The 8,254-nt window shown below is 35.4% G+C and carries 8 protein-coding genes; all 8 read left to right on the forward strand.

All coding sequences use genetic code 11. The features are described 5' to 3' along the window. The first annotated feature begins 33 nt into the window (after positions 1-33). The 8 genes from UC75_RS00420 (at position 34) to UC75_RS00465 (ending at position 7,452) form a co-directional block, all read left to right on the forward strand. Positions 34-1,752 carry an acetyl/propionyl/methylcrotonyl-CoA carboxylase subunit alpha gene (locus UC75_RS00420; protein ID WP_049836322.1) on the forward strand — a complete coding sequence of 573 codons (1,719 nt, stop codon included), beginning with the start codon at positions 34-36 and terminating at the stop codon, positions 1,750-1,752. 302 nt (positions 1,753-2,054) lie between these two features. Then, a complete protein-coding gene (locus UC75_RS00425) occupies positions 2,055-3,275 on the forward strand; it encodes a chloride channel protein (RefSeq protein ID WP_049836323.1) in 1,221 nt (406 codons plus the stop codon). Between the two features lie 908 nt (positions 3,276-4,183). Beyond that, positions 4,184-4,483 (forward strand): hypothetical protein, encoded by a 300-nt coding sequence (locus UC75_RS00440; protein ID WP_049836326.1) that lies wholly within the window; start codon positions 4,184-4,186, stop codon positions 4,481-4,483. Between the two features lie 77 nt (positions 4,484-4,560). Further along, complete coding sequence (locus tag UC75_RS00445) at positions 4,561-4,878, forward strand: hypothetical protein (RefSeq protein WP_049836327.1); 318 nt, start codon at positions 4,561-4,563, stop codon at positions 4,876-4,878. 38 nt (positions 4,879-4,916) lie between these two features. Beyond that, entirely contained in the window at positions 4,917-5,117 is a 201-nt protein-coding gene (locus UC75_RS00450) for a hypothetical protein (protein WP_049836328.1), read from the forward strand. Positions 5,118-5,129: 12 nt separating this feature from the next. Continuing rightward, the gene (locus tag UC75_RS00455; RefSeq protein ID WP_049836329.1) at positions 5,130-5,486 is read left to right on the forward strand and encodes a hypothetical protein; all 357 of its coding nucleotides are present in this window, start codon (positions 5,130-5,132) and stop codon (positions 5,484-5,486) included. Between the two features lie 127 nt (positions 5,487-5,613). Then, the gene (locus tag UC75_RS00460) at positions 5,614-5,991 is read left to right on the forward strand and encodes a DUF6984 family protein (protein ID WP_049836330.1); all 378 of its coding nucleotides are present in this window, start codon (positions 5,614-5,616) and stop codon (positions 5,989-5,991) included. Positions 5,992-6,117: 126 nt separating this feature from the next. Then, positions 6,118-7,452, forward strand: coding sequence for a hypothetical protein (locus UC75_RS00465; RefSeq protein WP_049836331.1), 1,335 nt, complete (start codon positions 6,118-6,120; stop codon positions 7,450-7,452). The last annotated feature ends 802 nt before the right edge of the window (positions 7,453-8,254 follow it).

The raw sequence follows: 8,254 nt of genomic DNA on the forward strand, positions 1-8,254 counted from the left end.
AATTGCCGAATTTACAGATTTTGAGAATGAAAGATGAATACAGAAAAATTATTGATTGCTAACCGTGGTGAAATTGCCGTTCGTATTATCCATGCTTGCCGTGACATGGGAATTTCTTCGGTCGCGTTATATGCAGATGATGACATTGGCAGCATGCATGTCGAACTTGCAGATGAAGCATGGGGCTTGGCTGGCGCAACTGCCAGTGAAACCTATTTAAATATCCCTGCGATTATTGAAGTTGCAAAGAAATCGAAAGCGACTATGGTGCATCCGGGTTATGGCTTTTTATCTGAACGCGCCGAATTTGCCCAAGCTGTGATTGATGCGGGCTTAAAATGGGTAGGGCCATCACCAAGTGCGATTGAAAAACTCGGCGATAAAATCGAAGCACGTAAAATTGCTGCTTCGGTGGGTGCGCCGTTAGTTCAGGGTACGCAAGACCCACTTAATAATGCAGAGGAAGCTTTAGAGTTTGCTAAGCAATATGGTTTACCGATTGCCATTAAAGCGGCGTTTGGTGGCGGTGGCCGCGGCTTAAAAGTTGCGTGGAAACTCGAAGAAGTTCAAGAGCTTTATGAGTCGGCAGTACGTGAAGCAAAAGCTGCCTTTGGTCGTGGTGAATGTTTTGTCGAGCAATATCTCGATAAACCGCGCCACGTAGAAGCGCAAGTGATTGCCGACCAACATGGCAATATTGTGGTATTGGGTACACGTGATTGCTCGTTGCAACGTCGTAACCAAAAGTTAGTCGAAGAAGCGCCAGCACCATTTATTAGCGATGCGATTTATCAACAAATTTTAACCTCGGCAAAAAACATTTGTCAGGCTGCAAACTATGTGGGTGCGGGAACAGTTGAATATTTACTGAGTCGTGACGGCAAGCTTTCATTTTTAGAAGTAAACACGCGTTTGCAAGTTGAGCACCCAGTGACTGAAGAAACCTCAAAAGTCGATTTGGTGGTTGAGCAAATTCGTGTGGCACAAGGTGAAGTGCTTTCTATTAAAGAAACACCAAAAGCACAAGGTCATGCCATCGAGTTTCGTATTAATGCCGAAGACCCAGCCCGCGGGTTTATTCCGGCCTTTGGTGTGTTGAGTTTATTTGAAGCGCCGTTTGGTCATGGTGTGCGAGTCGACACAGGTGTTCGCACGGGATCATTGGTGTCTAGTCACTTTGATTCACTCATGGCAAAACTGATTGTGACTGGTCCAACTCGTACAATTGCAATTGCTCGCGCCAAACGTGCATTAAAGCAATTTAAAATTGAAGGTGTGGCTTCTGTTTTAGACTTCCACCGTGCGGTACTTAATGAATCTGACTTTACAGATGAATTTAATGTACACACGCGTTGGATCGAAAATGACTTTAAACAAGAGTTGAAACCGACTAAACGCGGCATTCCAAACCATCAGCAACCGATGTTGCTCAGCTACATTGAAATTGATGGCAAGTTACACCGTTTAGGTTTACCTGCGGGCATGTTTGCACAAGGCCCAGCAACCGCAGTTCAAGCCCAAACCGCTGAACCAGAAATGAGTGTCGAGCATTTACTTGCCCCAATTAATGGTGTGATTAGCGCTTGGAAAGTCGAAAATGGTGAGCAAGTCACCGAAGGCCAAGTGGTTGCCATTATGGAAGCTATGAAAATGGAAGTGCAGGTACTGGCGCATCGCAGTGGCGTTATTCAGATGAGCGCAGAGAAGGGCGCAACCTGTCATGCAGAAACTATGATTGGTAGCATTAATTAAGTTTTGAATAAATGATTTGGCCTGATTTTGTTTTTAGTTTGATCGGGTCAAATCAAATGCTTATTTATTAACTCAGTCAGCTATTTTCATAGTACTCGTTAACCATTTTCAACTTGAAAGCCAGAAAGGGTTATGAGATATTTCGCCCTGTTTGGTGATATCAAAATTAATCACTGTATTGAAAGCTCGCCTATGCGAGCTTTAATTTTTAGCCCAGTTTAAGCATTTCTCACTTAATGAGCTGGCTGCATAAAAAAATTGAGAATTTATCATCCATTTTAAAGGCTAATTGAAGAACGCGAATGAAAATTCTACCTTCATCTGAATATGATCAAATTCTAAAATACAGTGTCTATTGGCTCGTCATCTCGATTGTGATTGGAGTCGTGGCAGGGTTAGCTTCGACTTTAATTTTTGTTGCCTTTGATATTTCAAACAAAGTCCGAAGTCTGCATCATTGGCTCATCTATTTCTTGCCTTTTATTGGGTTTGGTATTGGTTATCTCATTAAAAAATATGGTTCGCCGATTGAACGGGGAACTCATTTACTCATTGATGAAATTCACCAGCCTAAGTCCTTTATTCCGAAACGAATGAGTCCCATCATTTTTATCACCTCAATTTTAACGCAGTTATTTGGTGGTTCGGCAGGGCGTGAGGCACCAGCGGTTCAGCTTTCGGGTGCCTTAATTGACCACTTAAGCCATATATTAAAAATCTCGGAAGACAACCGAAAAATCTGTTTAATCGCGAGTATTGGTGCTGGCTTTGCAGGGGTGTTTGGTTTACCTCTGGCAGGTGCAATCTATGGTTTGGAAATTACAGCTTTAGGTAACTTAAGATATTCAGCCATTTTCCCATGTTTTGTGTCGGCGCTTATTGCATCGACCATCCCTGAACTATTCGATATTGTTCATCCGCATATTTATTATGTCATTAGCGAGTTTCCAGCCATTCATTTTGGCACGCTCATGAGTTTAATTGTGGCAGGGTTAGTTTTTGGTTTAGCTGCACGTTTCTTTATTGCTGCCATTCATTTGGCGAGTGATGTCTTTTATAAGTACATTCGCTATTTGCCATTAAGAACTATGGTTGGCGGTATTGTGATTATGCTACTTACGTTGTTCACTGCGCATCAGCAATACAATGGTTTGGGCACAGATAAAATCATTGCATCTTTTTATGTACCGATTGAGTTTTACGACTTTTTTAACAAGACCGTTTTTACCGCTATTACTTTAGGTTCAGGTTTTAAAGGTGGTGAAATTACGCCGTTGTTCTATGTTGGTGCGACATTAGGTAATGCTTTAGGGGCGGTTTTAAATCTACCAATTTCATTGCTTGCAGGCTTAGGCTTGGTGAGTCTGTTTTCCGGGGCAAGTAAAGCACCATTAACGTCTATTATTTTAGCTGTTGAGCTATTTGGAATGAATGTTGCCACTTATGCGATTATTACTTGTTTATTGGCAGCGCTATTTTCTGGAAATTGTGGGTTGTATCGCCGTAAAAAGTTGATGGATTAGAAAGGATTTGTAAGGAGTTGAGTGGTTTTAGGTTGCTTAACTCCTATTAAATCTTATTTTTTAATAACAATAATAAAAATTGGCATATTAAATGCTTAATAAAAATTGATAAGCAAATGAAAAGAAATGAAGTTCTATCTCTTGTTGGGAACTATAATGAGAAATAGAAAATTATTTTAATATTAAAAAAGGAATAACTTAAACTGTGTCAATATTTATTCTAATACTTACTTTTTTCGTGGGTGTACTTATTGGGCGATACACTATATTTTTAATTCAAAAGTCTTTATCTCTTTTTATATCTGTGGTCGATGAATTTTTAAATAAATACATTGTCTTTTTTCTTTTAGCTATTTTGTTTTTTATTTTATTCTCTCTAATTTTAACAGGAGGATTGATGTTGTGGCATATTCTTAGTGGTGGAATAACAGAAATTGGTAAGTTTATATACTTATTTGGATGGGTAGTTGGATCCGGATTTTTTGGATTTTATCCGAAGAATAATAGTTTTAAATGATAGATAAGTGGTTAATATAAAAATAATCTTAAAGAGGGTGCTATGTCTATATTGGGTTTCGCTATTTTTTTTATAATTTCACATGTCATTGGATATTTTATAGCTAAAACTGAATGGAAGATCAGATATTTGGCTTCCTTCTCTTTTATTTCAACATTTATAATTGTTTGGTTGGGGTTTTTATTACTATTTTATTGTAAAGGAAGATATATCCAATTCTTTATGGATGGAAGGATATCCTTAAATTGGCGAGCAGTAGATTTGTTTTTTGTGGCAGGTATGTCTTCAACTTTATTAACATTGCTACTAGTTATTGTAGTGTGGAGTATTCGTAATAAGGTTTTCTAAATTAACGTTTTGACTAGTAAGTTATTATTTAAAAGAAGGTACTATGTCTATATTGGGTTTTGCAATTTTTTTTATATTCTTATATGGCATTGGCTATTTTGTAGTTAAAGCAGGGTGGAAGCTTCGCTATTTAGCGCCAATATGGTTTTTATCATTTTTTATTATCACTCTATTTGTTTTAGCAATTTTATTTCCTAAAGATTGGACCAATGCACAATTTTTTACTATAGAAGGTCCTAATCACTTAGCACTTCTGTCTTTATTGATATCTTCATCTTTAAGTTCACTTATTACGTTTATTTTAGTTTTGGTTGCATGGGCTATTCGACATGATGTCATGTAAATTGTTTAGATTAAAAAATCTTAGACAATCTAATATTTGTATTAAAGAGCTAAGCCCCTCTCATTTGGAGCAATAAAATGGTTGAGTCTATTCCTATGATCATTTTGTTAGGTGCTTTTTCTGGAGCTATTTTTGGGCGCTACTATAGAGCAGTCTTTGTCTTTTTATATGATAAAGTTTATATACTCCTTAAAGACCTTCTAACTAATCCTTTCCTTTCAATTGTTTCGATGTTTTTTGCAATAGTTTCTGTTTTCCTATTCGGGCTATGGGGCAATGTCTTTTCTTTGGTTATCTCTGACGAAAATTGGGTGTATTTCTATAGGCCATATTTTGTTGGAATATTGGTAGGTGTTTTTTTGCTTAGATTAAGTAGTGAAAATAAGTTTAAGTAATTGAATTTAAATTATTCTATCTGTATCTGGTGAGTGAAATGAAAATATTAAAAATACTTAAATGGCTTATTGTCCTATTTCTAATATTTGTTATCTTGTTGGGTATGATCGAATTTATTGCAAATAAATTCTTTGACAATGCAGCTACGAAAGATGGATGTGCTGACTCAGGAGGGGCATGGGATCATCAAAAAGATACCTGCCAATTTGGTCCTAATGACCCTAGAAGTAAAAAATAATTGGGAATATAAATGGAAAAGCAATTTGTCGATGAGAAAATGCAGAAATACTTGCGATTAATGCGTTTACGTAGAAACTTTGTATTCTCAGTATTAGTATTTCCATCAGTTGTTATTATTGTATTGATGCTAGCAAGAGTAGATGAAAAGTACTTATCTATTTATTTTCCGATAACCATGATTCCTATCATATTATTTTTGATGTTTAAGTTGCTAGCTAACGATATATGCCCTTGGTGTAAATGTGGCTTTTTCATGAATGATCTAGGTTCTTTTGTCAATGGGCTAAGTTTTATCTTCAGAAAACAATGCTCTCATTGCGGGAAGCCGGAAAAAATATCAAAAAATGAAGATGAACATGACTCTTAAAACTATAAAATTATCGTAGGTTGTATCATCGTAAAAAAAGCTAATTGTAGTTATCTTGATGAGTTGAATTTATATAATATTCATTGGCATCTAGCCGAGAAATTGTAGATTAAGAGTTAATTCAAATATGAGAAAATTAACAGAACAAGAAATTTATATTATTAACAAATTAATAGGTCAATCTAATTTGCCTGTCAGACTGCTAAAGCCCTTAACTGATCTTTATTGTGAAGCGATAGATGATGGGGGCATGGGCTCAATAAAAATATTATATGAGGATTCAAATAGGGAGGTGATACTGAAAGCAGGTGATATACAGATCAACTATCAAGATATTGATAATATCCCTGTTAATACTAGTTTTCTGATTGATGAAAATTTTAATTTTAGAGAGTTAGATGTTTTTAAAGCTGACTTTTCACCACTTTGTCAGCCATTGTATATAAATAATATTGTATCTATGTTGAGAATAAAACAATTTCATTGCTCTAATCTTTATTTTTAAAAGTTTTTGTTGGTACAATAAATAAGCACTTATACCTTGCGAAATAATCTTAAAGTATATAAAAATAACTAAACATTAACTTTATCAAATAAATAGTTAGTTTTTTATTTTTTAATAAGGATTTATATGCTTCATAATCAAACAAAATTATTACCCTTAGCACTTTTTTCTATTCTTTTAGCTGCATGTGGTGGAGGTGGTGGTTCAGCGACATCAGATACAGATGTACCGAAGCCTATTGTAGAAGCATCTGTATTAAGCCCAGATTTGGCACATGGCTATTTTGAAATTGAAAATTCAGGAGTTACTAATAACTCAACTATTAAGTTCTCACCATTTCATACAAACAGTGTAATTGAGGCATCCGCTTCAAATAATAGTATGTGGGATTTAGAGATTCTTACTCCAAGTAATGATTTGTCTGCACATATTAACAATTTGGCTGGTCTTTATTTTTATCCCAAAGGTGATAAAGTTGGGGTTTTTAGCTATTCAGAGAATGATAAAGGGCATTTGGCTGTCCAATGCCGAAACTCATGTAGTGATACATTCTCTTATAAGTTCGAAAAACAAAGTGATGGTAAAACTTACTTTATTATAAGCGCAAATGGTGCTGTATCAGGGCGTTTAAATAATATTGACTTTGCTTCGACTGCCAAAATTAAAGGTTCTATTAAATTTGAAGTAAATTCTGATTGGCCAGTATGGAACACGAAACGTTTTAATGAATATCCAGCTAAATCAGATTTAGTCGTTAATGGTAAGCTGGCGACAATACAAAGATTTATGAATTGGACAACCAGTTCTGTCTTAACTTTTAACACAGATAAAGAATATTATTTTAACTTTTCTAATCCTCTGGATCTTGAACATGATAGGTTCATATTAACAGAGGGAAATTATTTTAGTAATGAACAGCCTAAAGAAGTTTATATATACAAAGGATATTTTAATCGGGATTTTACATTAAATACAGATTATGAAAATGGTCTAACTACCTTTAAATTTATCAATAATTCATTTACTAACCCTATTGAATATGTTGCATCTCCAGAGTTAAAGGTCTCAGGTGGTTTCGAGAAAAAAATTCCTTATGGGCAAGTTACAGTAGGAAGTGAAGTTTTTAAAATTGATGAGACAGTTGCGGCAGCTGCATATGCAGAAAATGAAAGTAAATATTTTCGTTTTATGAGTAGAGATCATAAATCTGATCTCGAGTTTACGGTGAAATACGATACTATTACTAAAAAAGCAAATGTAGCGTATCAAAGACCTAAAAAGGATCAATTGAATGTAAATATTCATTTGAAATGGAATTGTAAATTGACAAATGATCATTGTACCGGTGTAACTGTCAATGAATCAGAAGGAACCATTGAATTTAAAAATGTGCAGTTAGATGATGGTCGTACCATAAATGGTAAATTTGCCCATCTAGGGGTAAATGATCTGGTAGGCTGATAAGTTTTTATTTGTGTGAAGATTGAAAAACTAGCTCTAATAAGGGCTAGTTTTTTTAAGTATATCCCTTTTTACTATTCTCGTTACGCTAAAAAGACTTATGTTTAAAATAAGCCAATACATAATTCATCTCTAAAGCTAATCTATGGTTTGCTATGTAGCTATTAAATTAATAAAGCATGAAAGCTATATTCTTTTTTTATAAATATCAGTCCATTTTTGATGGTCAATTTCTTTGTTTTATAAACCAATTTTTAACAAAAAATTTGAATTATTTATCCTAACTTTTTAATGATCTATTTTAATACGATTGTCATTTCACACGCTTGACGCCAACAAGAGCCAATACTATCCTTTGCGTGCTGGCCACATTGCCAGTTGGTTTTAGCAGACCATCAGCCAAAGTACACGAAAAAGTAGTAACTTTTTTGTGGAAATCCCTGCGTGCCCCCTCTGCGGCGGAACGGGAGGGGGACACCTTCGGGTGTGCTGGATTCTTTGGCTCCAGTCTGCTAACCCTCTTTCGTTTCGCCACCATTATTTAGCAGTAATGCGGTGAAACTTCTTTTATAGCCAAAGGAGTCCGCTATGCGTACTAATTCTTCTCAATTTTTGGCCTTTGCCAAAGTTTCTCTATTTATACCGTATAAACAGTTTATAAATAAGTTTAATCGACTCTAGGTTTTCTACACCTTAAGAATCGTTACGACTAAAAAATCATAGCAACAATAAAACCGAGATAGGCGAGCACACCTCTTGTGCCGCTTTTGCATGCCTGTTTTTAGCACTCATTTTAAGAGTG

The sequence above is a fragment of the Acinetobacter sp. V2 genome, assembly GCF_001188385.1.
Lineage (GTDB): Bacteria > Pseudomonadota > Gammaproteobacteria > Pseudomonadales > Moraxellaceae > Acinetobacter > Acinetobacter oleivorans.

Excerpts from the sequence above, each read along its gene's own strand:
- UC75_RS00420 (WP_049836322.1), top strand. The coding sequence starts at position 34 with ATGAATACAGAAAAATTATTGATTGCTAACCGTGGTGAAATTGCCGTT.
- UC75_RS00425 (WP_049836323.1), top strand. The coding sequence starts at position 2,055 with ATGAAAATTCTACCTTCATCTGAATATGATCAAATTCTAAAATACAGT.
- UC75_RS00440 (WP_049836326.1), top strand. The coding sequence starts at position 4,184 with ATGTCTATATTGGGTTTTGCAATTTTTTTTATATTCTTATATGGCATT.
- UC75_RS00445 (WP_049836327.1), top strand. The coding sequence starts at position 4,561 with ATGGTTGAGTCTATTCCTATGATCATTTTGTTAGGTGCTTTTTCTGGA.
- UC75_RS00450 (WP_049836328.1), top strand. The coding sequence starts at position 4,917 with ATGAAAATATTAAAAATACTTAAATGGCTTATTGTCCTATTTCTAATA.
- UC75_RS00455 (WP_049836329.1), top strand. The coding sequence starts at position 5,130 with ATGGAAAAGCAATTTGTCGATGAGAAAATGCAGAAATACTTGCGATTA.
- UC75_RS00460 (WP_049836330.1), top strand. The coding sequence starts at position 5,614 with ATGAGAAAATTAACAGAACAAGAAATTTATATTATTAACAAATTAATA.
- UC75_RS00465 (WP_049836331.1), top strand. The coding sequence starts at position 6,118 with ATGCTTCATAATCAAACAAAATTATTACCCTTAGCACTTTTTTCTATT.